This window comes from Methylocaldum sp. (assembly GCF_035627495.1).
In the GTDB taxonomy this organism is placed as follows: domain Bacteria; phylum Pseudomonadota; class Gammaproteobacteria; order Methylococcales; family Methylococcaceae; genus Methylocaldum.
In genome coordinates this window covers 1-25,985 of sequence record NZ_DASPLO010000045.1, presented here as the reverse complement: position 1 = coordinate 25,985, position 25,985 = coordinate 1, and the positions used below count along the sequence as shown (strand labels likewise).

The 25,985-nt window shown below is 55.5% G+C and carries 21 protein-coding genes and 1 pseudogene; 7 read left to right on the top strand and 15 right to left on the bottom strand.

The window, feature by feature from the left end:
* Nucleotides 1–106: 106 nt before the first annotated feature.
* From dnaJ to ggt, 3 genes are all read left to right on the top strand, one after another.
* Complete coding sequence (gene dnaJ / locus VEB01_RS03845) at nucleotides 107–1,258, top strand: molecular chaperone DnaJ (RefSeq protein WP_324872983.1); 1,152 nt, start codon at nucleotides 107–109, stop codon at nucleotides 1,256–1,258.
* Between the two features lie 77 nt (nucleotides 1,259–1,335).
* Complete coding sequence (gene dapB / locus VEB01_RS03840; protein WP_324872981.1) at nucleotides 1,336–2,142, top strand: 4-hydroxy-tetrahydrodipicolinate reductase; 807 nt, start codon at nucleotides 1,336–1,338, stop codon at nucleotides 2,140–2,142.
* A gap of 312 nt (nucleotides 2,143–2,454) precedes the next feature.
* Nucleotides 2,455–4,077 carry a gamma-glutamyltransferase gene (ggt, locus tag VEB01_RS03835; RefSeq protein WP_324872979.1) on the top strand — a complete coding sequence of 541 codons (1,623 nt, stop codon included), beginning with the start codon at nucleotides 2,455–2,457 and terminating at the stop codon, nucleotides 4,075–4,077.
* A 19-nt stretch (nucleotides 4,078–4,096) separates the two neighbouring features.
* On the opposite strand, the gene galU is transcribed toward ggt, so the two are convergent.
* The 15 genes and pseudogenes from galU to VEB01_RS03760 all read right to left on the bottom strand — a co-directional run bounded on the left by galU (nucleotide 4,097) and on the right by VEB01_RS03760 (nucleotide 21,659).
* Nucleotides 4,097–4,987 (bottom strand): UTP--glucose-1-phosphate uridylyltransferase GalU, encoded by an 891-nt coding sequence (gene galU, locus VEB01_RS03830; protein WP_324872977.1) that lies wholly within the window; start codon nucleotides 4,985–4,987, stop codon nucleotides 4,097–4,099.
* A 28-nt stretch (nucleotides 4,988–5,015) separates the two neighbouring features.
* Entirely contained in the window at nucleotides 5,016–5,609 is a 594-nt protein-coding gene (gene cysC, locus VEB01_RS03825; RefSeq protein WP_324873009.1) for an adenylyl-sulfate kinase, read from the bottom strand.
* A 140-nt stretch (nucleotides 5,610–5,749) separates the two neighbouring features.
* Nucleotides 5,750–6,055 carry a ComEA family DNA-binding protein gene (locus tag VEB01_RS03820; protein ID WP_324872975.1) on the bottom strand — a complete coding sequence of 102 codons (306 nt, stop codon included), beginning with the start codon at nucleotides 6,053–6,055 and terminating at the stop codon, nucleotides 5,750–5,752.
* A gap of 129 nt (nucleotides 6,056–6,184) precedes the next feature.
* Nucleotides 6,185–7,342 (bottom strand): lipopolysaccharide assembly protein LapB, encoded by a 1,158-nt coding sequence (gene lapB, locus VEB01_RS03815; protein ID WP_324872973.1) that lies wholly within the window; start codon nucleotides 7,340–7,342, stop codon nucleotides 6,185–6,187.
* A gap of 325 nt (nucleotides 7,343–7,667) precedes the next feature.
* Nucleotides 7,668–7,970, bottom strand: a pseudogene (locus tag VEB01_RS03810) (integration host factor subunit beta); the annotation flags it as partial.
* A 41-nt stretch (nucleotides 7,971–8,011) separates the two neighbouring features.
* Nucleotides 8,012–9,682 (bottom strand): 30S ribosomal protein S1, encoded by a 1,671-nt coding sequence (gene rpsA / locus VEB01_RS03805; protein WP_324872971.1) that lies wholly within the window; start codon nucleotides 9,680–9,682, stop codon nucleotides 8,012–8,014.
* A gap of 109 nt (nucleotides 9,683–9,791) precedes the next feature.
* Nucleotides 9,792–10,460, bottom strand: a complete 669-nt coding sequence (gene cmk, locus VEB01_RS03800) for a (d)CMP kinase (protein ID WP_324872969.1) — start codon at nucleotides 10,458–10,460, stop codon at nucleotides 9,792–9,794.
* The gene (gene aroA / locus VEB01_RS03795; RefSeq protein ID WP_324872967.1) at nucleotides 10,457–11,785 is read right to left on the bottom strand and encodes a 3-phosphoshikimate 1-carboxyvinyltransferase; all 1,329 of its coding nucleotides are present in this window, start codon (nucleotides 11,783–11,785) and stop codon (nucleotides 10,457–10,459) included. The genes cmk and aroA overlap by 4 nt, the downstream gene beginning before the upstream one ends.
* Before the next feature lie 7 nt (nucleotides 11,786–11,792).
* The gene (locus tag VEB01_RS03790; protein ID WP_324872965.1) at nucleotides 11,793–12,662 is read right to left on the bottom strand and encodes a prephenate dehydrogenase; all 870 of its coding nucleotides are present in this window, start codon (nucleotides 12,660–12,662) and stop codon (nucleotides 11,793–11,795) included.
* A complete protein-coding gene (gene hisC, locus VEB01_RS03785; RefSeq protein WP_324872962.1) occupies nucleotides 12,659–13,774 on the bottom strand; it encodes a histidinol-phosphate transaminase in 1,116 nt (371 codons plus the stop codon). Before hisC ends, VEB01_RS03790 begins: the two co-directional genes overlap by 4 nt.
* A gap of 55 nt (nucleotides 13,775–13,829) precedes the next feature.
* Nucleotides 13,830–14,936 carry a prephenate dehydratase gene (gene pheA / locus VEB01_RS03780; RefSeq protein WP_324872960.1) on the bottom strand — a complete coding sequence of 369 codons (1,107 nt, stop codon included), beginning with the start codon at nucleotides 14,934–14,936 and terminating at the stop codon, nucleotides 13,830–13,832.
* Between the two features lie 9 nt (nucleotides 14,937–14,945).
* Nucleotides 14,946–16,109 (bottom strand): phosphoglycerate dehydrogenase, encoded by a 1,164-nt coding sequence (locus VEB01_RS03775; protein ID WP_324872958.1) that lies wholly within the window; start codon nucleotides 16,107–16,109, stop codon nucleotides 14,946–14,948.
* 4 nt (nucleotides 16,110–16,113) lie between these two features.
* Nucleotides 16,114–17,196 carry a 3-phosphoserine/phosphohydroxythreonine transaminase gene (gene serC, locus VEB01_RS03770; RefSeq protein WP_324872956.1) on the bottom strand — a complete coding sequence of 361 codons (1,083 nt, stop codon included), beginning with the start codon at nucleotides 17,194–17,196 and terminating at the stop codon, nucleotides 16,114–16,116.
* Entirely contained in the window at nucleotides 17,189–19,768 is a 2,580-nt protein-coding gene (gene gyrA / locus VEB01_RS03765; protein ID WP_324872954.1) for a DNA gyrase subunit A, read from the bottom strand. The genes serC and gyrA overlap by 8 nt, the downstream gene beginning before the upstream one ends.
* A gap of 235 nt (nucleotides 19,769–20,003) precedes the next feature.
* Nucleotides 20,004–21,659, bottom strand: coding sequence for an ATP-binding protein (locus VEB01_RS03760; RefSeq protein WP_324872952.1), 1,656 nt, complete (start codon nucleotides 21,657–21,659; stop codon nucleotides 20,004–20,006).
* A 387-nt stretch (nucleotides 21,660–22,046) separates the two neighbouring features.
* Between VEB01_RS03760 and VEB01_RS03755 the strand changes: the two genes are divergently transcribed.
* From VEB01_RS03755 to VEB01_RS03740, 4 genes are all read left to right on the top strand, one after another.
* Nucleotides 22,047–22,388, top strand: a complete 342-nt coding sequence (locus VEB01_RS03755; RefSeq protein ID WP_324872951.1) for a hypothetical protein — start codon at nucleotides 22,047–22,049, stop codon at nucleotides 22,386–22,388.
* Nucleotides 22,388–24,076, top strand: a complete 1,689-nt coding sequence (locus VEB01_RS03750; protein ID WP_324872950.1) for a GAF domain-containing protein — start codon at nucleotides 22,388–22,390, stop codon at nucleotides 24,074–24,076. The genes VEB01_RS03755 and VEB01_RS03750 overlap by 1 nt, the downstream gene beginning before the upstream one ends.
* On the top strand, nucleotides 24,051–24,689 hold the full coding sequence (locus tag VEB01_RS03745; RefSeq protein WP_324872948.1) for a response regulator transcription factor: 639 nt from the start codon (nucleotides 24,051–24,053) through the stop codon (nucleotides 24,687–24,689). Before VEB01_RS03750 ends, VEB01_RS03745 begins: the two co-directional genes overlap by 26 nt.
* Before the next feature lie 296 nt (nucleotides 24,690–24,985).
* Entirely contained in the window at nucleotides 24,986–25,321 is a 336-nt protein-coding gene (locus tag VEB01_RS03740) for a DUF1840 domain-containing protein (protein WP_324872946.1), read from the top strand.
* Nucleotides 25,322–25,985 lie beyond the last annotated feature (664 nt).

The following is a 25,985-nucleotide window of genomic DNA, read 5'->3' as shown; positions in this document are numbered from 1 at the left end:
AACATTGATGGCTAGAAATCAACGCTTGAAAATATCAGGCAATTTGGTGCGTCCTGTGCACCGCTCCTAACTTAGCCGCAGGCAGGGTCCTGCGGCTCTTTACGTTATGGCGAAAGAAGATTATTACGAACTTTTAAGCGTGCCGCGCAACGCGAGCGATAGCGACATCAAGAAGAGCTTTCGCCGCTTAGCGATGAAATACCACCCGGATCGCAACCGCGACAATCCAGAGGCGGAAGAGCAGTTCAAGAAGATCAAGGAAGCCTACGATGTGCTTTCGGATCCGAAGAAACGTTCCGCTTACGACCAATTCGGCCATGCGGGAGTTGATCCATCCATGGGCGCGGCTGGGGGATTCGGCTTCACCGGCGAAAGTTTCAGCGACATTTTCAGCGATGTTTTCGGTGACATCTTCGGTGGCAGTGGCGGTGGCGGCGCAGGCCGAAGACGGGGCAGCCGTGTACAGCGCGGCGCCGATCTTCGCTATAACCTGGAAATCACCCTGGAAGAAGCGGTGGCCGGCACCGAAGTCAAGATTCGCGTGCCGACTTACGTCACCTGCGGAGAGTGCAACGGCACGGGTGCCAAAAAGGGCACCGGTCCAACCACCTGCTCTACCTGTCAGGGGCACGGTGCCATCCGAATGCAGCAAGGCTTCTTCGCCGTGCAGCAAACCTGCCCAACGTGTCGCGGCACAGGCCAACAGATAAAAGATCCTTGCCGCGTCTGCCACGGGCAGGGACGTGTTCAGGAAACCAAGACACTGTCGGTCAAGATTCCACCGGGCGTGGATACCGGGGACCGCATCCGTTTGGCGGGCGAAGGCGAAGCCGGGGAAAGCGGCGGGCCGCCGGGGGACTTGTATGTGCAAATATCGGTCAAGGAACACCCGATTTTTACCCGGGACGGCGCCAATCTCTATTGTGAAGTCCCGATCAGCTTCCCGACGGCTTGCTTGGGCGGCGAATTGGATGTGCCGACGCTCGACGGCAGAGTGATGCTTAAGATCCCTCCGGAAACCCAGACCGGGCGACTGTTCCGGCTGCGAGGCAAAGGGGTAAAACCGGTGCGTGGCGGTCCGCAGGGCGATTTATTGTGTCGAGTCCGCATCGAGACGCCGGTACACCTCAATAAAGATCAGATCGAGCTCATCAAGAAGCTGGACGACTCCCTGAGCGGGGGCGGAAGCCATCACAGTCCGCAAGCCCATGGCTGGCTGGACGGTGTAAAACAGTTCTTTGACAAACTCGGACTCTAGCTTTCGGGTATGTCGGAACGCTGCAAAGATAGCGGATCAACGCGTAAGAACCAAAGCCGCTCATCAGGAAAGCCATAATGATCAAAGTCGGAATTATCGGTGGCGCAGGTCGCATGGGACACGCCTTAATACACGCCTGCCTCAGTACCCACGGAATGCTCTTGACCGCTGTAGTGGAGAGAAAAGGCAGCCCTGCGGTCGGGAAAGATGCCGGGGAACTCGCAGGGCTGCCCAAGCTCGACATCCCTGTGATCGATGACCTGGCCAGCGTCATCGCAGATCTCGATGTCGTCATCGACTTCACCCGCCCCGAATCAACCATGGAACATCTAGCGGTGTGCCGGGAACACGGCAAGCGGCTCGTTATCGGGACAACCGGCTTCACGCCGGAACAAAAAGCGAACATCGAACATACGGCACTCACGATCCCGATTATGCTGGCCCCGAACATGAGCGTGGGCGTAAATCTCTGCCTTAAGCTGTTGGAAATCGCAGCGAAGGTCATCGGTGAGCAAACCGACATCGAGATTATCGAAGCCCATCACCGGCACAAGGTCGACGCGCCTTCCGGAACCGCATTGCGCATGGGCGAGGTCGTGGCCGCTGCACTCGGCCGAGATCTACGCGAATGCGCCGTTTACGGACGGGAAGGCCACACCGGAGAGCGTGACCGCAAAAGCATCGGTTTTTCCGTGATCAGGGCCGGCGACATCGTTGGCGAGCATACCGTCATGTTCGCCGACGAAGGCGAACGCGTCGAAATTACCCATAACGCCTCCAGCCGCATGACTTTCGCGAAAGGTGCCATGCGGGCTGCCACATGGCTCATGGACAAAGGCCCCGGATTTTACGATATGCAGGATGTGCTGGGGCTCCGAGCTTGACGGCACTATTCTAATAGCAGCCCTGCCGAAAGCGCCTCCCGATTCTCCGTATCAAAGAGTAGCTGGGCGGCGTAGCCGTCCGAATAGCGGCTTCGGTCGGTAAGGCTCTCAAAGAGAAGTCTGAAACCGGGACTCGCTGCAACAAAAGAACATATCCTCTTTCTCGCGTCTTGCAGCGACACAATGGTGATGGATAATCGATATCGTTTACGCTCGTTAGGCTTCAACTGCCCAATCAACGCGTTTAGCCTCCTCAGCGGTTCGTTTCTCAAGTTGAGGCTGTTCCGGCTCTTCCTCTGCTTCATTTCTTTCTTGCCCGTAGCAACCGCCGCCCCGCCTCAAGCGGCGATCGCCAGCGCGCACCCACTCGCCACGCAAGCCGGTTTCGAAGTCTTGAAAAGAGGCGGTAATGCCTTCGATGCCGCGGTGGCAATCAGCGCGGCACTCGCGGTCGTCGAACCCGCAGGATCGGGTCTAGGCGGCGGCGGATTTTGGCTCCTTCATCGAGCCTCCGACGGCAAGACGGTCATGCTGGACGGGCGAGAGCGGGCTCCGTTGGCGGCATGGCGCGGCTTGTATCTCGACGAGAACGGCAAACTTGTGCCCGAGAAATCAATCAATGGAACTCTTTCCGCCGCTATTCCAGGCATGCCGGCAACACTCGCGCACCTTGCGGAATATTACGGGCGACTTCCGCTTTCTGAAGACCTCGCTCCGGCTATCCGTTATGCCGAAGAGGGATTTCAATTTGGCCCGCGGCATCACCGATCGCTGTCATTTCGCGCCGATGTACTGCGTCGATCGCCAGCGGCCGCCGAAATTTTTTTAGCCGAAGGAAAAGTGCCGAACATCGGTGCACTCCTGGTTCAAAAGGATCTTGCGAAAACTCTCAAGAAGATCGGCGAGTTCGGTAAAGCCGGTTTTTATAGTGGCGGTATTGCTAAAAAGCTGGTCGAAGGAATTCGGGCTGCTGGCGGCATCTGGACCTTGCGCGATCTAGCCGATTATCGGGTAATCGAGCGGGAGCCCATTCGCGGCTTCTACCGCGGGATACGCGTTACCGCGCCCCCGCCCCCTTCCGCCGGCGGTGTCGGGCTGATCGAGATGCTGAACATTCTGTCGGGCTACGATCTGGACGCCGTCGACGATATCACTCGCAAGCACCTTATCGTCGAGGCCATGCGGCGAGCCTATCGTGATCGCGAGCAATTCCTGGGAGATCCCGATTTCGTGGTGATGCCGCTCCGGCGGCTGCTGAGCCCCAATTATGCCGCAGGCTTACGCATTTCGATTCGTGAGGATCGGGCGCTACCCAGCGCTTATTTGAGTCGAGCCAACAGAATCGAACCGGACGGCGAAAATACCACCCATTTTTCAGTCCTGGATCGAGAAGGCAACCGCATCGTCGCCACCTTGAGCATCAATTATCCCTTCGGATCGGGATTCATGCCCTCTGGTACTGGCGTATTGCTGAACGACGAGATGGACGATTTCGCCACTCAACCGGGCTTGCCGAACGTTTACGGACTAGTGGGCGGTGAGGCCAACGCGATAGCTCCGGGCAAACGCATGCTGTCCAGCATGACGCCGACGTTCCTCGAAGACGAGTGGCGCGTCGGTCTCATCGGCACGCCCGGCGGAAGCCGCATAGTATCTATGGTGTTGTTGGCCGTTTTGGACTTCGCCAAAGGCAGCAAGCCCGATTCGTGGGTTTCCGTCCCCCGGTTTCACCATCAATACCTGCCGGATATCATCCAATATGAGCCGGGCGGCCTCACCGAAACGGAGTATACAGGCCTCAAAAAGCTGGGGCATGAATTGAAACAAGTCGACCGCCGCTACGGGGACATGCAGGCCATCCTGTGGGACAAAAACACGAACCGTCTCTATGCAGCCAGCGATCCCCGTGGCGAAGGATTAGCCCGAGTAAAATAAAGTTACTTCACCAAATGTCTTACGTACGCACCTGCGCCAAGTCAAGATTTGCCAAATAATCCTTAAAGCTTTCACTCAATTCGGGGTGTTTCAGGCCCTGTTCTACGGTCGCAATCAAATACCCGAGCTTCGAGCCGCAGTCATACCGTTTACCATGGAATTCATAGGCTAAGACCGGCTCCTCGTGCAGGAGCATCGCAATAGCATCGGTAAGTTGAATTTCGCCGCCGGCGCCCTTAGCTACATTGTCCAGCTTGTCAAAAATGGCGGGAGTCAAGATGTATCGGCCAACTACGGCTAAATTCGAAGGTGCGTTTTCCGGCTTTGGCTTCTCAATGATTTGTTCAAGCTTCCCGATATTACCTTGAATCGGGTTAGCCTTTACGATGCCGTAGCTTTGTGTCTCCGAAGGAGCAATCCGTTCCACTCCCAGTATGGAACACTGCCATTCGTCGAAGACGTTGACCATTTGCGACAAACAGCCGGTGTGCCCATCATCGATCATGTCGTCGGCCAGCAACACGGCGAACGGCTCATCTCCGATCACTGCCCGCGCGCAATTGACAGCGTGCCCCAAGCCCAGTGCCTCTGCCTGACGGATATAAACGCAAGTAACGTGCGGAGGGACGATGTTTTGAACGATTCGGAGAATCTCCGACTTGCCGCGATTAGCCAACTCGGTTTCAAGCTCATAGGCCTTGTCGAAATGGTCTGAAATCGCTCTTTTCGTCCGGCTGGTTATAAACACCATGACGTCGACCCCAGCCGCAACTGCCTCTTCCACGGCATACTGGATCAATGGCTTATCCACAATGGGTAACATTTCTTTCGGGCTGGCCTTCGTCGCCGGGAGAAAGCGAGTTCCTAAGCCTGCAACCGGAAAAACAGCTTTTCTTACGATCCTTTTCATTGTTTGTCTTGCTCTTTACTGACTAAGGTTAAATCTTGTGTTTGTTCTCAAGATATCGAAGTACTAGTTGGGCACATGTATCTAAAGTATCGCGGCCTGAATGCACGGTAATTTCGGGATTCTCAGGCTCCTCATAAGGAGAGGAGATGCCCGTAAAATCAGGAATCTCGCCTAGGCGAGCCTTTTTATATAGTCCCTTTACGTCACGATTTTCGCAAACGTCTATCGATGCGTTACAGTAAACTTCGATAAAATCTCCCTCTCCCACCAATGACCTCACCATTTGGCGATCCCTTCGAAACGGAGAGATGAATGCCGTCAATGCTATAACGCCCGCATCTATAAATAGCTTGCTCATCTCACCGATGCGCCGGATATTTTCCCTCCGGTCTTCTATGCTGAATGCTAAGTCTGAGCAAAGTCCGTGCCTTACATTGTCTCCGTCAAACACGTAGGTACGACACCCTCGCTCGAACAGCAGTTCTTCTACACAATGGGCCAAGGTTGACTTGCCTGCCCCGGAAAGCCCAGTAAACCATAAAATAAAACTTTCGTGGCTGTTAAGCTGTTGTCGCTTTTCGCGTGTTACAGACGCGTGATGCCAAACGATATTTGAACTCATAGAAATAATTTCACTCAATTTGACTCGCCTAGCATATTTTAGCGTTGAGATCGCTTGCACTCACCAAAGTATGAGAATTTATTTTTCCCTCAAAAAAAAGGGCTCCACTCTGGAGCCCTTGAATTAATGGTAGATCTTGATTATTTGGCCTTTGGAGGCGCCGCTGGCGAACTTGGCACGTCTATACCCACCGTGATCTTATCGCGGTTTTTTTCGATTGTAGCAGAGCCAATTCCTTTGACACGGGCCAAATCCTCTACGGACTTAAACTTACCATTTTTGTCGCGATCCTGAATAATCGCATCCGCTTTCGCTTTCCCTATTCCGTTCAAGCTTTCGGCAAGCTGATCCGCCGTCGCGGAATTTATATCCACAGGTTCGGCTGATACGCACCAAGCGCAGCTGAAAAGGATCAAGGCGAAAATAACTTTCGTGAGCCTGAACATCGTTCCTCCTTATAGTTGTGTTGTTCGGCAAATTTAAAGTTAGCAGCCAATGTCTTATATTCAATTGAAATAGATGTAAGCATTTTCGGAACTTTGCGTAAGCTTTCGCTGACTAGCCAACAACGATAATTAGACGGGCTTTATAGAGCCCCAATAACGGCAAGAGGGACATCTCCAATGCAGATCCAAACCACTAAATCCGCACTGCGTGCAAACGTATTGAGGTTTCCACGACAGTAAGCAACCCGTAATCTGATATGTCCGGTCTAAAGCCAGACGAAGATCCGCTGCTTCCGCAGCATGGGCCAACAAACCGATCACATGATTCAATCCTGTCAAATTTGGCTTCTCTTCGAGGATTTTCAACATGTACTCGATCGCATCAGCTAGGCCGTTGCGCTCATGAATCTGTTGGGTCACTCGCACTGTAGCGGCTACCAATGCATATCGCCCATACAAATCCTGTAAATAGGCCATGAGCTCCTGCTTATTCCCCAGGCTTTCATAGCAGATTTGAAGTGGCTCCAATATCTCCGAAAGATATGCCGATTGTTGCAACTCAACCTTTTTCAGGGTGTTCAAAGCTTCGTGAAAGTCTTTTTCGCTTATCTCAAGCTTCGCCCTCAGCAGGCTTGCCCTTGCACAGGAAGGATCCTCGCGCAGGGCTTGTTTTAAGCAGTCTTTTGCTCGTGACCGCTGGCCGGCTAAAACAGCCTCTTCGGCTATCTCACACAGAAAGTGCGCAACACTTTCTCCGCGGGGTGGTCGACAGCAGAGCACCGTGAGCAATCTTGTGCATTCGATGGCCTTATCCCAATCTTTCTCGTGCTGATAAATCTCTAAAAGCTGTTTTAACGAGGGTTGTCGGTGGGAATCTATGTAAACCAAGGTACTAAATACCGTTTCTGCGCGGTCGAACAAGCCGGCGCGCATGTAATCCAAGCCCAATTCGAAATAGGCTTGATTTCTTAGCTCCTCCGTCAAATCGCGATCTTGCACCAATTTTTCATGGACATCGATCGCCTTGTCCACGTCACCTCGCCGCCGGAACAGATTGCCCAGAGCTATGTGGGTTTCAATGGTTTCACAATCCCGCTCGAGAATGTCGGCGAAAACATCAATTGCTTTATCCGTTTTCTCGTTAAGCAGGTAATTGAGTCCTCGGCAGTAGGCTCGCCTTAATGGCTGAGCCTGATTAAGCAGGTATTTCTTCGTGAAGTGCTGTCTCGCCGCATACCAACCGGACGCAGCGGCAATTGGCAACAGTAATGCCAATAGTTCCAGCATCAATAGCCTTTTTTACCTGATGGAATTGTGACGTCTGAGGGATCAGCACAGCGGCATAAAGTCTTTCCGCAGCTTTTAGTGACGAACCATCACAGGACAAAGAAGATGTCCACTATCCTAAGACGGATATCGACGGTCTTATTCTAATACCTAAGACCGCATCACGGCTAGCTAGCCGCTTTAATGAAAGAGAATTTGCACCGGCCGGTGCGCTATAAATAGGACGAATCAAAATCACAGCCCTGGAACGAATGGAGACAGGATACGAAGCAACGAATCTCCGGATCGATACCAACGCAGGTATCGTGAAATCTAAGGCGTGATCTCAATCCCGTGATTGGTTGACTCTGTCTCGTAGCTCCTTACCAGGCTTAAAATGAGGAACAAATTTGGAGGACAATTCTACTGAGTCACCGGTTTTGGGGTTGCGCCCCATCCTCGGTGGACGGTAATGCAATGAGAAACTGCCAAATCCCCTAATTTCGATGCGTTCGCCTGATGAAAGAGCATGAGTCATATGTTCGATCATTCCTTTTACCGCCGCCTCGACATCCTTAAAAGCAAGATGGCCGTATTTCTCTGCCAAGAGATTGATCAGTTCTGACTTTGTCACCGTCATTTCCATGAGTAGTGGGGGGACAAGTACTGTCCCCCTCTTGCTTGATCTGACTACTTATTTTCCATCTGTTCCTTAAAGATGTCCCCTAAAGTAGGCATGCCGGATGAAGATTGCTGTGAATACCCTTTAATTACAGCAGCCTCTTCTTCTTGATCCTTAGCCTTGACTGAGAGAGTGATGGCTTTGTTTTTCTTGTCAACGCCGATGAACTTCGCTTCGACTTCGTCGCCCACCTTCAGCTGGGTACGAGCATCCTCGACTCGATCGCGAGAAATCTCGGACGCACGAAGATATCCCTCCACACTGTCGGCCAGCGTGATGATCGCTCCCTTCGCGTCGACTTCCTTGACAACGCCAGTGACGACGCTTCCTTTCTCGTAGGTCGCCAAGTAATTCTGGAAGGGATCCTGCTCCAGCTGCTTAATACCGAGCGAGATCCGCTCCCGCTCAGGATCAATGGCCAGGATGATAGTCTCCACTTCATCGCCTTTCTTGTACTGTCGAATGGCTTCTTCGCCCGGAACGGACCAAGAAATGTCCGACAGGTGCACCAAGCCATCGATGGCGCCTTCCAGTCCGATGAAGATACCGAAATCGGTGATCGACTTAATGCTGCCCTTAATCTTGTCGCCTTTCTTATGGCTCCCGGCGAATTCTTCCCACGGATTAGGCTTGCATTGCTTCATGCCGAGAGAAATGCGGCGGCGCTCCTCGTCGATATCGAGCACCATGACCTCGACTTCCTCACCCAACTGGATGACCTTAGCCGGATTGACGTTCTTGTTAGTCCAGTCCATCTCGGATACGTGAACGAGGCCTTCCACGCCCTCCTCCAGCTCGACAAAGCAGCCGTAATCGGTGAGATTACTGACCTTTCCGAAGAGGCGCGTGCCTGGGGGGTAACGACGTGCAATATTGAGCCACGGGTCTTCTCCGAGCTGTTTCAAGCCGAGCGACACGCGATTTTTTTCCTGGTCGAACTTGAGTACCTTGACCTGAATTTCTTGGCCGATCTGAACGGCCTCCGAAGGATGCCGCACTCGCTTCCAAGCCATATCGGTAATATGGAGAAGGCCGTCGATACCGCCGAGATCAATGAACGCACCGTAATCGGTAAGGTTCTTTACCACGCCCATGACGATCGCGCCTTCCTTGAGGTTTTCAAGCAACGCTTCCTTCTCGGCACTGAATTCAGATTCCACCACCGCGCGGCGAGAAAGCACAACGTTGTTGCGTTTCTGGTCAATTTTAATGACCTTAAACTCAAGATCGCGGCCCTCCAGATAGGAAGTATCGCGTACCGGACGCACGTCAACCAAGGACCCAGGCAAAAAGGCACGAAGCGCGCCGACGGCGACGGTGAACCCTCCGCGTACTTTACCCGTGATACGGCCCGCCACGGTTTCGTTCTTCTCGTGTGCCTGCTCGAGATCTTGCCATGCCTTCAACCGCTTTGCCTTGTCGCGGGACAGCAGGGTAGCCCCCAGACCGTCTTCCAGCATATCGAGCGCCACTTCGACGGTGTCGCCGATCTGCACTTCTATCTGTCCGTCGGCATTCAGGAACTGCCATTTCGGTATGACGCCTTCCGACTTCAATCCCGCATTGACCACGACCACATCGGGTCCGATATCGATTACGGTGCCGGTAATGATGCTGCCCGGGCGCATTTCCGCCTTGGCCAGACTCTCTTCAAACAATTGTGCAAAGCTATCGCTCATAAGACGATCTTGGTTCTAACAGCCAAGTTTCCTCGGCCGTTTTTGGTTGATTGGTTAAAAATATTGCCGGATAGCACCGACAACCCCGTAAAAAGTACCGATTGAGATCTCACCTACCGCCTATAACATCGAGACACCTGGCGATAACCTGATCAATCGTGAGATTGGATGAATCGACCACAATAGCACTATTAGGCACCATCAGCGGTGCCTCAGCACGTTCTTTGTCGCGTCGGTCCCGTTCTTCAATCTCTTTCGTTAAGCGGTCAAGGGTAACATCAGCCCCCTTCTCTTTCAACTGCTTGTAGCGCCTATTTGCGCGCACTTCGGCGCCGGCGGTAAGGAAGATCTTGTACGGGGCATCCGGGAAAACCACTGTACCCATGTCGCGCCCATCGGCAACCAAACCCGGTTCTCGGCGAAAGTCCCGCTGCTTCTGCAAGAGCGCCGCCCTCACCGGGCCGTGACCGGCAATCTGTGATGCGGTGTTGCCGCAGTCTTCCGTTTGGATCCGATGGGTAATATCCTGACCGTTCAGAAGGATACGCGGGGAATCGTTCGCATCGAACTGAAGATCCATCGACCGGGCGACATGGACGACCGCTTCGATATCGTGAAGATCGACCCCCGCCTGTACGACCGCGACAGCCAGCGAACGGTAGATTGCACCGCTGTCCAAAAAATGCCAGCCTAACTTTTTCGCCAGCGCGCGACTAACCGTTCCCTTGCCGGCGCCGCTCGGTCCATCTATGGTGAGCACCGGCACATTCCCGCTCATAGGATTTCGCCGCAAATGGCAGTGATATTCAGACCCATCTTTCGCGCCAACTCCACGAAGCCCGGGAAGGACGTATTGACGTTCGCGCAATCCTCGATTTCTATAGAGCCTCCGGCGCGTAGCGCGGCCATGGAGAACGCCATGGCTATGCGATGGTCCCCGTGCGAATTGATCCGGCCACCCGACAGTTTTCCGCCTCGGACAATCATACCGTCGGGTGTCGGCTGAGCGTCAATGCCCAAGATTCGCAAACCATCAGCCATCACTTGGATACGATCGCTTTCCTTGACTCGCAGTTCCTCTGCACCGGTCAATCGAGTTTCTCCCTCCGCGCAAGCTGCGGCGACAAATAGAACCGGAAATTCATCGATCGCCAAAGGCACCAACTCTTCCGGAATCTCCACTCCGCGCAGGCGACTCGAACGGATACGGATATCCGCAACCGGTTCGCCGCCCATCTCTCGGGTGTTAAGGACCTGAATATCCGCATCCATGAGACGCAGAATGTCCAGAACACCGGTGCGGGTCGGATTGATACCCACGTGCTGAAGGGTGACATCAGCTCCTTCGGCTATCGCTGCGCCGACCATAAAAAAAGCCGCCGATGATATGTCACTGGGTACATCGATGTCGCAGGCTACAAGTTTACCGTCCGGCTGTATACACACGGTATCGCCTTTTCGGTCTACCGGATAGGAGAATCCGGCCAGCATCCGCTCGGTATGATCCCGGGTCGGAGCCGGCTCACGCACACAGGTTTGGCCGACGCCGTAGAGCCCAGCCAAAAGCAGACAGGATTTAACCTGGGCGCTGGCTACCGGCATGTCGTAACGAATCCCTCTAAGTCCTCCGCCAGCCTTGATCTTGAGTGGAGCGGTCCCGGTTTCGGTGGTTTCCACCACTGCCCCCATGGAACGCAGCGGCTCGGTAACCCGTTTCATAGGACGGCGGGAGAGAGAGACGTCTCCGGTCAATACCGAGTCAAAATGCTGCCCCGCCAATAAACCACAGAGTAGGCGCATCGATGTGCCCGAATTGCCCAAGTACAACGGATCTTTGGGCGCTCGCAAGCCATGCAGCCCCACGCCCTGAATGCACACCCGCCCGTTTTCCGGACCCTCGATCTCGACACCCATAGCACGGAACGCATTCATGGTGGCCAGGCAATCCTCCGCTTCCAAGAAGCCGGTGACGCGGGTCGTGCCTTCGGCCAGTGCGCCCAACATGATGGATCGATGGGAGATGGACTTATCGCCGGGCACGCGGGCTTCTCCGCGAAGCGTGCCGCCCGGCTGCACCCGAAAGCTGATCGTGTTGTTCTGCATGGACCTGTTATTTTTCAAGTTGATCTAAGAATCGTTGTCGTGCACTGCGGGCATCGGAGAATAGAGAGTAAAGGTCGTCCGCGGCTCCTCTCGAAATCAGGCCGGCGACCACGCTTAACTCTTCGCGGAACTGATCAATCAAGAGCACGATTTCCCGCCGATTCGCGAGGCAAATATCCAGCCACATTTTCGGATCGCTCGACGCGATACGGGTAAAATCCCGGAACCCTCCAGCCGCATACTGAAAGATTTCCTGCTGCTCGTCTTTTTTGCCCAGCATGTAAGTCAGCGTAAAAGCCAAGACGTGAGGTAGATGACTGGTCGCGGCCAACACTTCGTCGTGATGGGCGGGCTCCATTTCGGAGATCTTGGCGCCCATGGATTGCCAGAAACTCTCAACCTGCTTCAGAGCCTGTGGACAAGTGTTTGTTAGAGGCGTCAGAATAACGCGTTTGCCCTGGTACAAATTGGCGGTCGATGCATCCACACCGCTACGTTCGGCTCCCGCAATCGGGTGTCCGGGCACAAAGTTCTCGGGGACTCCACCGAAAACTCTCTCAGCGGATTCGATGACGTTACACTTCGTACTGCTAGCGTCGGTAACTACGGTTTGGTCGGACCACACCGGCTTCAACGCACCAAAGACTGTTTCAACGGCCCCGACCGGGGTCGCGATCATCACCAAATCGGCATTTGCAGCGCCTTGCTTTGCATCGGAAAACCCGACGTCGATGACACCGCATTCCAATGCTTTTCGCAAGTTATCGGTATCGGCATCGACGCCTACGATTTCATGGCAGAGTTCCTTGGCGCGCGCAGCACGAGCCACGGACCCGCCGATAAGACCTACGCCGATAACGCACAAACGTTTGATCATGGCTCCAAGACGCGGTCCAGTGCATCGAGGAAAGTCCGGTTTTCTTCTTCCGTACCGACGGTTACGCGCAAATGATTGGGCAGACCGTAGTTGGCGATCGGCCGAACAATGACGCCTTGGCGAAGCAGCGCATCGTAAACCGCGGCAGCCGACCTTCCGACGTCAACCGTAAGGAAGTTGCCGACGGAAGGAATGAAATTCAACTCGCGTTTAGTAAAGGCTTCGCTTAGTTGACGCAACCCGTCTCGATTCAAGTTCGCTGTGCGGGTTAGATGATTGTCGTCGTCGAGCGCGGCCTTGGCAGCCTCCAAGGCCACCGAATTAACATTGAACGGTTGCCGCACGCGGTTCAGAAGATCGGCAATCGCCGGGCTCGAAACGGCATATCCGACCCGCAATCCGGCGAGTCCGTAAGCTTTTGAGAAAGTCCGCGTTACGATCACATTGGAGAAATCGGACAACCATTCCATGCTATTCGGATAATCGGGAGCTTCGACATACTCGAAATAAGCCTCGTCAACAACAGCGATGACATGCCTGGGAAGATCGCCGAGAAAGCCGCTCAATTCCGATTTCGTCAGATAGGTCCCGGTCGGGTTGTTCGGATTGGCTATAAATACGACCCGCGTCGATTCGTCCACCCGCTGCGCCATGGCTTGCAAATCATGGCCGTAACGGGGTCCGCGCGAGCCGTCATGGGCCGGCGCGACCGCGGCTTGCGCACCGATGGCTTGCGTCACGATGGGATAAACGGCAAAGGCATGCTCGGAATAAATCGCCTTCAACTGCGGGGACAGAAAAGCACGGGCAACCAGTTCCAGTACGTCGTTGGAACCGTTGCCCAGCGTGATCTGCTCGGGACGGATATTGAGCTTGCCCGATAACGCGGCCTTGAGTTCGAAACCGCTGCCGTCCGGGTAAAGGTGGATTTCGGATGACACGCGACGCACTGCTTCGAGCGCTTTCGGACTCGGTCCGAGAGGGTTCTCGTTCGATGCCAGCTTAACGATGTTGCGTATGCCTAGCTCCCGCTCCAATTCACTGATGGGTTTTCCGGGCAGGTAAGGCGTGAGCGCCCGGACTCCGGGAACGGCTAATTGTTCTGCTTTCATGGAGATGAGTCGACCACTAGAAAAACTACGCTTGCGAATCGGCCTGATTGAAGGGTCAAGATGATGCCCGAGGATAAGAGCCCAGGATTTTCAGCATGGTGACACTTTCCTCAAGTTCCTTTAAGGCTTCCGCCAATCGGGAATCGCTCCGGTGTCCTTCCACATCGACGAAGAAAACATAGTCCCAGGCGCCCCGGCGGGAGGGCCGGGACTCGATTTTGGTCATGCTGATGCCGTGTCTTGCGAAAGGTTCGAGGACACTATGAAGAGCGCCCGGGTTATTCCGGGTCGACAGGAGCAGCGACGTCTTGTCGTTGCCGGTCGCGCCTACCGGATTGCGCCCGACAACCAGAAACCGCGTGGTATTGTCCGGCTCGTCTTCGATGTTGCGTTCCAGGATATTCAGCTCATACAGTTCGGCGGCTACTTCTCCCGCTATAGCCGCACTATAAGGCATGACGGCGGCCAAACGTGCCGCCTCGGCGTTGCTGCTAACCGCGGTTTTCTGAACGTTCGGAAGATAACGTTCCAGCCATTCCCGGCATTGGGCGAGGGATTGCTGATGAGAAAAAATCTCTCGGACCGCGGTGGAACTGCTCAGTTTGCTCATTAGGTTATGGTGAATGCGCAACCCCACCTCGCCGGCTATGAGCAAAACGGATCGCAGAAAGCTGTCCAAGGTGTGGGTGATCACCCCTTCGGTGGAGTTTTCAACCGGCACTACCCCGTATTGGCAAGCTCCGCTTTCGACGGCCCGGAAAATCTCGTCGATAGCCGGCAAGGGCACCGACTGAATGGCGTGGCCAAAGTGTTTGTAGGCGGCCTGCTGAGTGAATGTGCCTTCGGGCCCGAGGAACGCCACGCTCAATGGCTTTTCGAGGGCCAGGCATTCCGACATGAGTTCGCGGAAGAAACGAGTGACCGCCTCCCGACTTAAGGGACCGCGGTTGTTTTCGGCAATACGACGCAGCACCTCCGCCTCCCGCTCGGGACGGTGAAAGCAATCGACCTCGCCCGCCGCCGTCTTGATATTGGCTACCTGCTGAGCGCAATGGGCACGCTGGTTCAGTAGTTCCAAGATCCGATCGTCGATCGCGTCGATCTCCTTGCGGAGATGAAGCAAGGATGTATCGGCAGCCAATGTATTCTTCGAATTCTCCATGTCAGCTCGTCATATGACCCGGGCGGAAAGCACTCCCTTGATGGTGCGGATGTGCCCCAACGTTTCGGAGGGCACATCGGCATTGAGGTCGACGAGTGTATAAGCAAGCTCGCCTCTCGACTTGTTCAATAAGTCGAGAATATTAAGGTTGGCGTCGGCCAGGGCGCCGGAAATCTGTCCTACCATATTGGGCACGTTCTCGTTGGCTATCCCCAGTCGGACGCCCTCCGTACGCGGCATGATTACATCCGGAAAATTCACTGAATGCCGGATATTGCCGTTTTCCAGAAAATCCCGCACCCGATCGGCCACCATCACCGCGCAATTCTCCTCGGCTTCGGCCGTGGAGGCACCAAGGTGCGGGAGTACGATGGCGCGAGAATGATTCAACATGCCATGGCCGGGGAAATCGCACACATAGGCATGGATCCGACCGGCATCCAGGGCTCCGCACACGCTAGCCTCATCCACGATCCCGGCGCGGGAGAAATTGAGCAAGGTCGCTCCCTTTTTCATGATATTAATCCGGGCTGCATTAATGAGGTGGCGCGTCTGATCGTTAAGGGGCACGTGCAAGGTAACGAGGTCGGCCTTAGCGACCAAATCGTCGATACTCGCGGCCCTCGCGACTGACGAAGACAGCTGCCAGGCGCTTTCGACCGTGAGCAGCGGATCGTAACCGATCACATGCATGCCCAAACTCGCCGCCGCATTGGCTACTTTTACACCAATCGCGCCTAGCCCCAGAACACCCAAGGTCTTGCCCGCCAGTTCGAAACCGGCAAACCGCTTCTTATTTTTTTCCACCCGGTGATGAATGGTCTCGTCATCACCTTCCAGCTGGCGGGCAAAGTCCCAAGCCGCGCAAATATTGCGGGATGCCAGCAACATACCCGCTATAACCAACTCCTTCACGGCATTGGCATTGGCACCCGGCGCGTTGAACACGGGGATGCCGCATTTCGAGTAGTCCGCAACGGGGATATTGTTCACTCCGGCGCCCGCACGTCCCACCGCTTTCACCGATTTCGGAATCGGCACGCCGTGCAGGCTGTGGGAGCGCAGCAGTATGGCGTCAGGATGCTGAATTTCCGAAGCAACCTCGTAACGGTCGCGGGGCAGTCGCTCCAAACCGGCTATCGAGATGTTGTCGTAGGTGAGAATCTTGAACATGGGGCTATCCGTGTTTCCGCTCGAATTCGCCCATGAATTCGATTAAGGCGTCGACTCCCTCTTCGGGCATGGCGTTATAGATGCTCGCCCGGAACCCGCCTACCGACCGGTGCCCCTCCAAGTTCACCAATCCCGCTGTTCTTGCCTCGGCCAAAAACACTTTCTCCAAATCCGCATTAGCTAAACGGAACGGAACGTTCATGCGAGACCGGCAGTCCGGTTCTATCGGATTTGAGTAATACCGCGAAGCATCGATAGTGGCGTACAGCTTTTCCGCCTTACGGATATTGCGCGCTTCGATGGCGGCTAATCCGCCTTGTTCCTTCAGCCACTCCAGCACCAAGCCCAGCAGATACCAGACATAGGTCGGCGGCGTATTGAGCATGGAACCGTTGTCCGCCTGTTTCTTATAGTCGAAGATCGACGGCGTGCCCGGCAGGGCCTGCCCGACCAGATCCTCCCGCACGATCACCACGGTGATGCCGGCAGGCCCCATATTTTTTTGCGCGCCAGCGTAAATAAGACCGAATCGGCCGACGTCCAGCGGACGCGACAAAATATTGGACGACATGTCGCAAACCAGCGGCAAGCCGGCCGAGTCGGGGATATCCTGGAATTCGACTCCGCCGATGGTCTCGTTAGCGGTGTAATGGAGATAAGCCGCATCCGGATCGATACGCCAGTCCGAGCGAGACGGAATAATCGTAAAACCGCTTTCCTTGGAACTCGCCGCGATGTCAGGCGAGCAGAAGAGTTTGGCTTCGCCGATGGCTTTTTCCGACCAGAGCCCGGTATTGACGTAGCAGGCCTTGGTCTTTCCCCGCAAGAGATTCATCGGAACCGCCGCGAATTGCCCGGTAGCGCCACCTTGCAAGAACAGAACCTTATAGTTCGCGGGAATTGCCAGGAGCTCCCGAAGATCCGCTTCGGACTTCTCGGCGACGGCGACGAAATCTTTGCCGCGGTGGCTCATTTCCATGATCGACATACCGGTGGAACGCCAATCCAGCAACTCGTCCCGCGCACGCTGCAATACCGCCTCGGGAAGCGCGGACGGTCCCGCGCTGAAATTGTAAACCCTAGCCATCCTCACCCTCCTGGTCTTCATCGGTTTCCACCGATTCATCGATTTCGCCCTCGAGGACGGGAATCCTATCTACTCCGACCACTTTTTCGCCCGGACTGAGACGGATTACCGTTACACCCTGGGTGTTGCGTCCAAGCTCCCGAATCTCTTCGACGCGCGTTCGCACCAGAGTGCCGGCATCGGTAATCAGCATGAGCTCGTCCGAATCCTGCACCAGCACGGCGCCGACCACCGAACCGTTACGATCGCTGGTTTGAATGGCGATCACGCCCTGGCCGCCACGACGGTGTATCGGAAAATCGCTCAGCGCCGTGCGCTTGCCGAAGCCGTTCTCGGTGATATTGAGTACCGAACCTTCGGTGCCGATGATGAGGGCGATGACTTTTTGACCGTCGTGCAGCGTGATGCCACGCACGCCGGTCGCGCCGCGGCCCATGGGGCGAACGTCTTCTTCCTCGAAGCACACGGCCTTGCCCGCATTGCTGAACAACATGACGTGCTGTTTGCCGTCGGTGATGGCCACATTCACCAAGTGGTCGTCCTGCCGGAGATCGATGGCGATCTTCCCGGACGGACGCGGACGCTCGAATTCTCGCAGCGTGACCTTTTTCACGATACCGGAAGCGGTGACCATGAACACGTAATGGCTTTCGTCGAATTCCCGCACCGGCAGAATCGCATTGATGCGCTCGCCCTGTTCCAGCGGTAGCAGATTAACGAAAGGTTTGCCTCGCGCAGTTCGGCTGGCCGAGGGTAGTTCGTAAACTTTGAGCCAGTACACCTTGCCCACGCTGGAGAAACACAGGATGGTGTCATGGGTGTTGGCCACGATGAGTTTTTCGATGAAATCCTCTTCCTTGGTGGTCGCCGCCGCCTTGCCGCGCCCGCCCCGCCGCTGTGCCCGATAGGCTGTGAGCGGCTGCGATTTAACGTAGCCCTCGTGCGAGACCGTGACCACCACGTCTTCCTCGGTGATCAGATCTTCGGCGGACAGATCGAGACGATCCTCGATAATCACGGTCCGGCGCTTGTCGCCGAACTGGTCGCGAATGGCGATGAGTTCGTCACGGATCACCTCCATAAGCCGTTTGTCGCTTGCCAGGATTTCCAGGAGCTCATCGATTTGCGCCAAAAGCTGCTTATATTCGTCGATGATCTTGTCCTGCTCCAGACCGGTCAGGCGGTGCAGACGGAGATCCAGAATCGCCTGCGCCTGTTCCGGCGACAGGTTGTAACCTTGTTCGGTCAGACCGTAACCGGCCGCGAGACTTTCCGGGCGGGAACGTATCGCGTCTTCCGCCCTGGCCAAAAGCTCCGAAACCACGCCGGAACGCCAGGTGCGCGACAACAGCCGCTGCTTCGCCTCGGCCGGGCTGGGCGAAGTCTTGATCAATTCGATCACTTCATCGATATTCGCCAGCGCGACGGCCAAGCCTTCCAAGATGTGCGCCCGTTCGCGCGCCTTCCGTAGATCGTACAGCGTGCGCCGGGTTACGACTTCGCGGCGATGGTCGATGAAGGCCGCGAGCAGTTCCTTGAGATTCAGGCAGCGCGGCCGGCCGTCCAGCAAGGCCACGGTATTGATGCCGAAAACGCTTTGCATCGCGGTTTGCTGATACAAATTATTCAGCACCACTTCCGGCACTTCGCCGCGCTTGAGTTCGATCACCATGCGCATGCCGTCCTTGTCCGATTCGTCGCGCAGCCCGGAAATGCCCTCCAGTCTTCCCTCCTTGGCCAGTTCCGCGATTTTCTCCATGAGCCGGGCCTTGTTCACCTGGTACGGCAGCTCGCTGACGATGATACTAGTGCGTCCACCGTCTTCTTCGAAATCGCAGCGGGCACGGATATAAATGCGGCCCCGTCCCGTCAGATAAGCTTCACGGATGCCGCTCGCCCCATTGATGATTCCCGCCGTGGGGAAATCCGGGCCGGGGATGTGCTCCATCAGTTCCGGAATGCCGGCTTCGGGGTTCTCGATCAGCAACAAGCAGGCGCTGATGACTTCGGTGAGGTTGTGGGGCGGGATATTGGTCGCCATGCCCACCGCGATGCCCGCCGAACCATTAATGAGCAAGTTCGGGATGCGGGTCGGCAGAACCGAAGGCTCTTTTTCGGATTCGTCGTAGTTCGGCGTGAAATCGACCGTCTCTTTCTCGAGGTCTGCGAGCAGCTCGTGCGCGATGCGGGCCATCCGGACTTCGGTGTAACGCATGGCCGCCGGTGGATCGCCGTCGACAGAGCCAAAATTGCCTTGACCGTCGACCAACATGTAACGCAGCGAGAACGGCTGGGCCATGCGCACGATGGTGTCATACACCGCCGCGTCGCCATGGGGATGGTATTTACCGATGACGTCACCCACTACGCGGGCGGACTTCTTGTAAGGCTTATTCCAATCGTTGCTCAGTTCGTGCATGGCGTAAAGCACGCGCCGGTGCACCGGTTTCAAACCGTCACGAACATCCGGCAAGGCGCGTCCCACGATCACGCTCATGGCGTAATCGAGATAGGACTGTTTCATCTCGTCTTCGAGACTGACCGGAATAATTTCTTTGGCGAAGGAAGTCATGAGGGATTGCTGTACCGTAAGGGAGCGGCGCCGCTTGGGATGCGCGGCGCAAATAACCAGCCGGCATTATAACCGCTGAGGCGTGGTCACTCCACTAAAGCCGAAACCTCGGTTATCCACCGTTCCTGTGCATAACTTTGTGGGTGCACTTTAGATAGTCGGCCTAAGCATCGAATAAATAAGACCTTGTGTGAAGCGGCGGAAATCTAATCAGCCATTCGGCCATTTATTTAGCTTATCGTCCTTGCCGCCTCCAGCGATCGACGATGCCGTCCATGTCCAGATCTTCCGGACCCGATATCCATGCCGTGTAGAAATCCGCATCATTACTGTTCGGCGTAGGATCGGGCTTAAAAACCTGGGTTCGAGTGGGGAGCAGTATGGCCTCGCCGAGAATCATGGCCTCACCGCGACTGAGAGAAGTCAAGACATCTACCAAATTGGATTCACCCTCCGGCACCAGCTTGCGCACATAGTCCTGGTCATCCGGATTGGTAATGCGCAAGCAGATATACGTGCCGCATTGCGACAATACCGTTTCCGACAGCTCGTGGGGCCGCTGACTGACCACCCCCAGCCCAACCCCGTACTTGCGCCCCTCCTTGGCAATTCGTTCCATCGTCTTGCGGGTGCCTTCGAACTGCGTGCTGGCCTCCCGGGGGATGTAGGCGTGGGCCTCCTCGCAGATCAGCAGAATGGGGAACTCGCGGTTGAACGGGTTCCAGTAATTGAACTCGAAGGCCAACCGGCCGATCTGAGCGGAAACCGTCGGACGCACATCGAAGGGCACCGGGCTCAGATCGATGATCGTAATCTGGCACTTGGGATCGCCCAAGCCGACAAAATCGCGGAGCAGGCCCGGCAGGCTTTCCGAGCGATTCCGCCGCACCGGATTGAGCAGAAAATCGTAGCGCACATCGTGAAGCCGGCTCTGCAGCTTGACCAGGAACTCATCGAATTGTCCGAAAAGCGGACCTTTGCTCTTGCCGAAATCGGTTCGGAACTCATTGGCTTCCTTGAAGCTGTCGTAAACCTCCTGCAACGAAAAGTAAATCGGCGAGTCGAGCGAAATCATTTCCAAATCCAAGGATTTCGCCGATTTTTTCTTGAGGCCATAGATCGTCTCGCGCAGGAACGCGGTCTGTACGGCAGCTCCCTGGTCGTTGCGATCGATCAGCAAATCGATCAGCTCCGCGAAAGTCATCAGCCAATAGGGAATTTCCAAGGCCCGGGCATCGAGATAGCGAGTCTGTTCCGGCTTGAAGGCCGAATGCAAAACCCTGTTTCGATCCTTCCAGCAATATTCGCCGTGCAGATCGAGCAGGATGATATGAGCGTTCGGCATGGCATCGACCATGCGCTGGATCAGGCTCGCCACCGACCATGACTTACCGGAACCGGACTGCCCCAGAATGGCGAAATGGCGGCTGCACAAAGCCGATGGATCCAGGCAAACACCGGTCGCCGGATAACTGCGAAGATAGCCGAGATTGAGCCGGTACCGCTGGTCTTTGGCAAAAACCGAATTGATTTCGTCCTGGGCTACTACGTGCAATTCGGCGCCGGGCGTGGGAAATTGCCGTACGCCGCGCTGGAAAGAACCTTTTTCGGCAATCTGTCCAAGAGGCGTAAGCGTCACAAGACAGCCGGCGGCGGAACGGCTTGTTCGGGCATCGGACCGATCCGCCTCGACATGATTGATCAGCGCCAATGATCGACAACCGTGCTGGCGGATCGACACATAAGATCCCACCTGCCCGACTACTTCGAGCTCGCCGCCCACCGACACCATCGGGCGGAAGCCTTCCTCCTCGGCCAGCAGCTTGGCCACGAATTGGCCGCTTCGAACCTCCAATAAATGACCAATCAGCGTATCGGTTTCTTCAGACATGATGGACCTCTAAAAAATCTTTCTGCGATGCTCCGGCCCTTGAATCGAAGGCATCCTGTAAAAACCCCGGGATCTCTAATAGACCGCTCCGGCCAGCTCCAAACCCGCACCCGTCTTAATCCTGTCATTCAGATAAAAAATCCGGGAGCACCGACCTAAAAATTAGACCAGGTCGAGGAATATGCGAATCGGGCGGCCGGTGATCCACCGACTCTAAGTCTGCGCTTGATTCGATCACAGATTGGATCGCCGCTGTTACAATGCGGAATTTATCTCCGGTAGCGTGCAACGCGGAGCAAGCCAAAACAGGAATTACCGAATAGCTTATCGAAACCGGTTTCCGGCTATCGATACCGATTCGCTTTAAAATGATTTCCGGAGTCTTATATGGAGAAAAATGAATCCGTTACCAAATATAGGCTGCGCGTCCGCATCCGCGAGTTCAAAATTCCCCCGATACGGGAAGGGCTGGTGGTGGGGCGCCGGGCTGCCATAGGCTGTCATGCGATTCGAAAATCGCTCGATTTACTGATGGTTACGCCATTCGCTCACATAGAATTGGATGATCCAGTCATCAGCGACATCATCGTGCGCGAATCGGTGCTGCGGCGCGTGCCGCAGCAGCAGTTGATCGAATTCGTGCTGCAGCGGATAAAGCCCTTCATGGACGAAACCGAGATTCTTCACCTGGACCTGGAAACCGAACTTATCATCGAGGAACAGTTTTAATGCTGTTAACCGCCCGCGATGCATTGAGCGATCGCTTGGTCAGGGTCACCGACGAGCAGCGCCCCGGCACGGTGGCCGCCCATCCTGATGCCATATTCGCGGTTTTCTCGTCCGAACAAGACCTGTTTCTGGGGTTCGTGACCAGCGAGCAGATTGCCCAAACACCCGGCCGTATTTTCGCCGACCTGCTCGTAGACACGACCCTTTCGGCCGTTGATGACTCAACCCCGCTCAATGAAGTTTTCGCATTGATGGAGCAGCGTGACTGCCGGATTCTTCCGGTCACCGGCGCCAGCGGCACACTTCTCGGCGCCGTTACGCGAGCAAGGATCCTGGAGCTTCTGCTCGAACGGCACAAGCAGCTATCGAATGCCCTGCGACAGGAACAGCAGCGCCTGCGGCTCTGGTCGAGTCGGCTGAGCGAATTGAATCAGGCATCCGGAGCCCTGATGAAGCTCATGGCCCACTCGGAGAATGAAGACGACATGGCGCAAAACGGCCTAAACGTACTCACGACGCTGATCCGCGCACAGTACGGAGCGGTCGGCATCATCGATGATGGAGGCAATCTCAGCCGGTTTCTTTATACCGGGCTCAGTAAGGAACAAGCCGACCGCATCGGACAGTTGCCTGAAGGTAAGGGACTTCTCGGCGTTGTGGTGAGAGAGAACCAGGCTGTGCGCTTGGACAATATGAGCGAAGATCCTCGATCGGCCGGTTTTCCGCCCAGCCATCCGCCGATGAAAAGCCTGCTGGCGGTACCGGTTTCCGACAACGGCAAGGTGTACGGTCGGGTTTATCTGTGCGACAAACTCGACGACGCCCCGTTCAGCGCCGAAGATGAAACCTTGGCTAGCACCTTCGCCCACAGCCTGGCGCTGGCGCTCATTCATTCGAGAGAGCATGTTCAGCGGCGGGAAGCCGAGGAAAGAGCCTTGCGCCTTTTAAAGGAAAATCGTCGGCTGACCAAGCAGTTGTTCAAGGCTCAGGAGGAGGAACGGAAGAGAGTCGCTCGCGAACTCCACGACGAGCTAGGCCAACATCTGACCGGGATGTACGCGGACATCGAGTTGATCCAGACGCTCAGCCGGGATTTCCAACCCCAGATCTACGATAGAGCGCAGGGACTGGAGGTCTTGCTTCACCACTTTTACGGTGTGGTACACGGTTTGATCGAAGATCTGCGCCCGGCTTTGCTCGATCAACTGGGTCTCGTCGAGGCTTTGCAGGAATTGCTCGAGAAGTACCGGGAGCAACACGCCGACATCGCTTGGAAATTGACGATAATCGGCAATCTCCAAGATATCGGCGAGGCTTTAAGAATAACGGTTTACCGCATCGTCCAGGAAGCGTTGACCAATATTGTCCGCCATGCCCGTGCATCGGAAGCCCAGGTCGTCGTATGCCGTTCCGCCGCCTGCACGGGTCATCTGTGCCGCACCTATTTCAGCCCGCCCGATCGGGAGAAAGACACGGTCCGCATGCTGATCAAAGATAACGGCAAGGGCCTCGCGGGCAAAAAAAAGAACGGCGGTTTAGGACTCCTAGGAATACGGGAACGCGTCGAATCTCTGGACGGCTCGTTTTCTTTGGAAAGTCGGAAGGGAAACGGCACGGTTATGGCGATCGAAATACCAATCAAACCCGATGGATACGCAACGGATGATCCGGCTGCTGCTGATCGATGATCATCCCGTGGTGCGGAGCGGCTACAGGCGCCTGCTGGACCAAAGCCCGGGCATGACCGTCGTCGCCGAGGCATCCGACGGACTGGAAGGCTACCACGCTTTCGTCGAGCACCAGCCGGACGTCGTTATTATGGACCTGTTCCTGCCCGGCATCGGCGGTCTCGACGTTACGCGCAGAATTCTGAAGCGAGATCAGAGTGCGAAGATCCTCGTGTTTTCCATGCATGAAAGCGGCGTATTGATAGAACGTAGCCGCCAAGCCGGTGCGAAAGGATATGTCACCAAACGGAGCGGAGCGAAGGTCATACTGCGGGCGATACAGGCCGTCGCCGAGGGCGATGAGTTCTTCAGCCAACCGCTCGCGCCCAAGAAAGCGATAAAGGCAGTTTTTCCTACTTTGGATTCCGCCGATTTTTCCGTACTGACCCACCGCGAATTTGAAGTCATGCGTCATCTCGCGATCGGACGTTCCGTGGCGGAAATCGCGCAAATTCTCCATACGAGCCCTAAAACCATCGGCGTTCACCAAACCCGAATTCTGAAAAAGCTGGGTGTCCCCAATACGGTGCAGCTCGCCCACCTGGCTTTGCAGCACGCATTGATCGAGCTATGAGCCAGTATCCGGCTTAAAGAGCATCCTCAAGTATCATCCTTCGACGCGGCACTTAAAGATGGCTTAAGAGCCTAATTCAGTAAGCATCAACGTAGGGAAGTTTGCCGAAATCTGCGGCAGCGCGGGTAAAGATTGACTGATAACGAGTCACCAAACCTTCTCTTTCCATACCGAGAGGATAGCGTCCAGTACTATGGCCGCAGACACTCCCTCCGGAGTGCTATAGCGGATGATCCCCAAATGGTGCCCGAACATCACTTTAATTCAAGGCACATTGGTAATGTAGGAGATACAGTATGCTTGTGACCTTTGATAGCCCAGTGGGGCGTGTCACCATGTTCGGTGATGTCGCCGCTCAACTTATCCGGATGATGGGACACAGCGGCACGGTACCAAGTGCGGTGCTCGCTGAGGATGTCCCCGAGGCGCTGGCGAATCTCAAACGCGCCTTGGCGGCCGTAGACTCAACGAAGGTTATAGAGGAGTCGGTGGAGAATGAAACCGATGACAAGGAGGTGCTGGTATCACTACGGAACCGAGCCTTTCCGCTCATCAAATTGCTTGAGGATGCGGTAAGGCTGCACTGTGGAGTCATGTGGGAGCAGGAAGGCTCGGTTCCGCTAAAGTTCTAAGAAGCTGTCTTCAAACTACTGCGCGCCGCCATGCCGGCGTTGCTCAAGGGCTCAAAATGCTGATGAAAAGCATCCCTGCTTTTCACCCTGACGGGCGCGCTGCCGCGGTCCCATTTCTCTCCTGGAGAAATGGTCATGTACGCCTCTGTACACTCCGGTTTTTCGCCCTTTCGCGCCTTGTCCTGACGTCGCTCGTGACGTTTGAAGACAGCTTCTAAGACGTTCCGGATCTGAAGATGCAGAGCCCCGCCATCCGCCCTGTCCCTGAGTAATCCCCGCGCGGAGGCCGTCGATAGAATTCCAAGACCAGGTGAAACCCTCCGTGGCACCGGCTTTGAGCGACACCTTGGAGGAGATGCAGAACAATCTACTGATCCACGCAAAGTTCCCGCAAGGGTCCTGCACTTCTAACCCGTCCGGGTAGATGCTTTGTGAAATGCATTCCCGTACGAATCAGAATGCACGCATTTCTAAGCGCCACCAGACCACCACCACATCCGCATGGATTATCGATGCATCAAGCCTAGAGCATTTTCACGTCGGCTATACGGCATAACCGGCGTTCCGGAAGTAGTTCGTGCATTCGGCCGGAGTCAGCTGATTCAACAGTTCGCCGATGGCGTCCCCAATCGCCTCGACGGTGCGTTGCCCAGCCTTGCGGAGC